This window comes from Catenibacterium sp. co_0103, from assembly GCF_004168205.1.
In the GTDB taxonomy this organism is placed as follows: domain Bacteria; phylum Bacillota_I; class Bacilli_A; order Erysipelotrichales; family Coprobacillaceae; genus Catenibacterium; species Catenibacterium mitsuoka_A.
The window spans coordinates 1-2,890 of the sequence record NZ_RCYB01000154.1; the positions used below are offsets into that span (position 1 = coordinate 1).

The 2,890-nt window shown below is 33.7% G+C and carries 2 protein-coding genes and 1 pseudogene; all 3 read right to left on the minus strand.

Annotated elements, in window-relative coordinates; genetic code table 11:
• Nucleotides 1–62: 62 nt before the first annotated feature.
• Nucleotides 63–593, minus strand: a complete 531-nt coding sequence (locus EAI80_RS12610; RefSeq protein ID WP_129982318.1) for a galactokinase family protein — start codon at nucleotides 591–593, stop codon at nucleotides 63–65.
• Nucleotides 594–920: 327 nt separating this feature from the next.
• Nucleotides 921–1,074 (minus strand): annotated as a pseudogene (locus EAI80_RS12615) (6-phospho-beta-glucosidase); the annotation flags it as partial.
• Between the two features lie 32 nt (nucleotides 1,075–1,106).
• Nucleotides 1,107–2,732, minus strand: a complete 1,626-nt coding sequence (locus EAI80_RS12620) for a SulP family inorganic anion transporter (protein ID WP_129982319.1) — start codon at nucleotides 2,730–2,732, stop codon at nucleotides 1,107–1,109.
• Nucleotides 2,733–2,890: the final 158 nt, after the last annotated feature.

A 2,890-nucleotide genomic window follows, 5' to 3' on the forward strand; every position in this document is an offset into this window, starting at 1 on the left:
GACAAATAGTCTATATCCTGAATATTTCTGCTCCACACTTCTCTTAAATCGTTACCTGTAGATTATGGGTATTCAAATAAATAGTTAATAATGGTACCAATCATAATATTAAAATTAGCACTAGAACCTAAACCCACATTTCTAGGAATATCACATTGAATATAAGCATTAAAACCACCTATATGATAATTCTTCTGGTTTAAACCAAATAATACACCATTGATCAATGATTCCATTGTGCCTTTCTTGGCTTCATTATATTTTATATTTTCTGTATCTATTTCATTAATATTTAGTTCATTATAAATAACCTTCACATAACGATCCTGTTTGCCTACTATACCAATAGAATCTAATTGAATAGCGGATGCAAGAACACGTCCTTGCTGGTGATCGGTATGATTCCCACCTATTTCACATTTACCAGGAACACTAAATATCATAATATCCTGATCTCCATAATAATCCATAAAGGATTGTATAGCTTCTTTATATCTTAATACCTGCTCATCTATATTTTCTGAGTAAATTCCTCTTAATAGAGGAATCATTTCACCACTAGAAAGTCTTTGTAGTACTTCAGATGCTTTCATAGTGTAACCCCCCTTTTTTTCTTGTAAACGGTTGCATTCTTATTTTATCATGTATTTGTTTGATTACAATGTTTCATGGTATATTTTACATCAAAATTACATAAACACTTTGTTCGTTTTTTTATTCTATTTTGTGCATAATGTGCATAAGTGTGAATAATTCGTTTTCTTTAGTATATATCATATCTTTTTAAAATATATGTAAATCGTGATACTATAGTGCCTAATTTTAGGCGTTAAATAACCTTACTTGTTCACGAAGACCATAAGCGCTTTGTAGTGACTTTGTCATTATATGAAAACGGATACAAAAAAAAGAATAGTGAATTAATCACCATTCTCTTCTAATGCAGCACCATTTGTTTCAATGATATGCTTCATCCAGTTATATGATTTCTTCTTAGTACGTTTTAATGTACCTTGTCCTTGATCATCCATGTCTACATTGGCGTTTTTTCATCTCTCCAGTGACTAAATCAATAGGTGCCCACATATGAGAAAAAGTAGGTTTCCCTACTTTTCTTCCAACATTTCTATAACCTTAATAACATCCCAATAGAATGATTCTTCACCGACATATGTATCAAAGTGATGTCTTCTTAATTGTCTCATGACATTATTTTGTACACCTGTGAAATAGAGCTTTACGTTATGTGCACGACATAGTTCTACAACATCCATTAATTCATGAATACCTGAATCATCAATAGATGGTACACCTCTTACTGAGAGAATAAGATGATCACATCCATCAATAAGTTCTCTTACTTTTGATAAGAGTTGATCCTGGTTTCCAAAGAATAGTGGTCCTGCTAAATAGACTACCTGAGTTGTAGAATGGTTATAATTGATTTCTTTGTCTAATCTATGCGGTTCAATGGCACTTGTTTCTACATGTAATGAAGAGTTATTGATCACAAATAAGAACATTGAAACACAGATACCTAATACAATTGCGACTGTTAAGTCAAAGACTACTGTTGCAAGCATAGTGACTAAGAACTGTGTCATACTTGTTTTAATACGGTTTCTAAAGATTGATTTAATTTCATCCCATTCATTCATACGCCATGCAGTCATGATCAGTACTCCAGCTAAAGCCGATAAAGGGATCTGTGACATGAATGGACCTAATACAAACATAGAGATAAGTAACGCAATCGCATGGAAGATACTAACAAGTCTTGTCTGTCCTCCTGCCTTGATTGCAACACTTGTACGCGCAATTGCGGCAGTTGCTGGTACACCACCAAAGAATGGAATAACCATATTACCTACACCTTGCGCAAATAATTCCATATCTGCATCTAACTTTTCATTTTTCATCTTACCAGCACTTGCACCACATAGTAATGATTCAATCATTCCAAGCATCGCAATACTAAAAGCTGGAATAATGAGATGTGTAATAGTAGTAAGATTGAGACTTAAGATAGATAGTCTTGCATCTGGAAATAATGTAGTAGGAATCTTACCTACAACTGTGACATCAAAGTGACCTACTAAATTCACAATTAATGCGATAATGATCCCCGCAAGAGATGATGGGAAGATACTTCCCCATTTCTTAGGCCAGATCAACATAATAAAGACAACAAGTAAACCAAACATTAAAGCATACTTATTGATAGGAAAACCTAATTTAGAATAAGAGAAGAGCTTTTCAATTGTATTGCCTCCTTTAGAAGTGACTCCAAAGAAGTTATCAATTTGTCCTGTCGCAATAATAATCGCAATACCACTTGTAAAGCCTGTAATAACACTACTTGGGATAAAAGATACAACCTTCCCAAATTTAAATAGTGATGCAATAAGTAACATCACACCAGAAATAAAGCTGGCTACAAATACTCCCTGTAAACCATATGTAGTTGATAAACCAATCAAAATGGCTGACATAGCCCCTGTAGGGCCCGAAATCTGATAAGAAGCACCAGACAGTCCTCCAATTAATAAGCCTGCCACAATAGCTGTGATTAAGCCTGCACCTGCATCAGCTCCACTACTTACACCAAAAGCTAAAGCAAGTGGTAAAGCCACTGCCGCAACTGTTAAGCCTGCAAGTATATCTTTTACTAACTTTTGTGAGTTATACCCCTTAAACTCACTTTTTAATCTTAATATGTAATTGTTTAACACTTACTCCCCTGTTCCTTTCTAAAAATTACTGATTCAATATAACATAGAATTCTAAGAAAGTTTAGAAAAAATATAACTTTTTTTGAATACCCATAATCTACAGGTAACGATTTAAGAGAAGTGTGGAGCAGAAATATTCAGGATATAGACTATTTGTC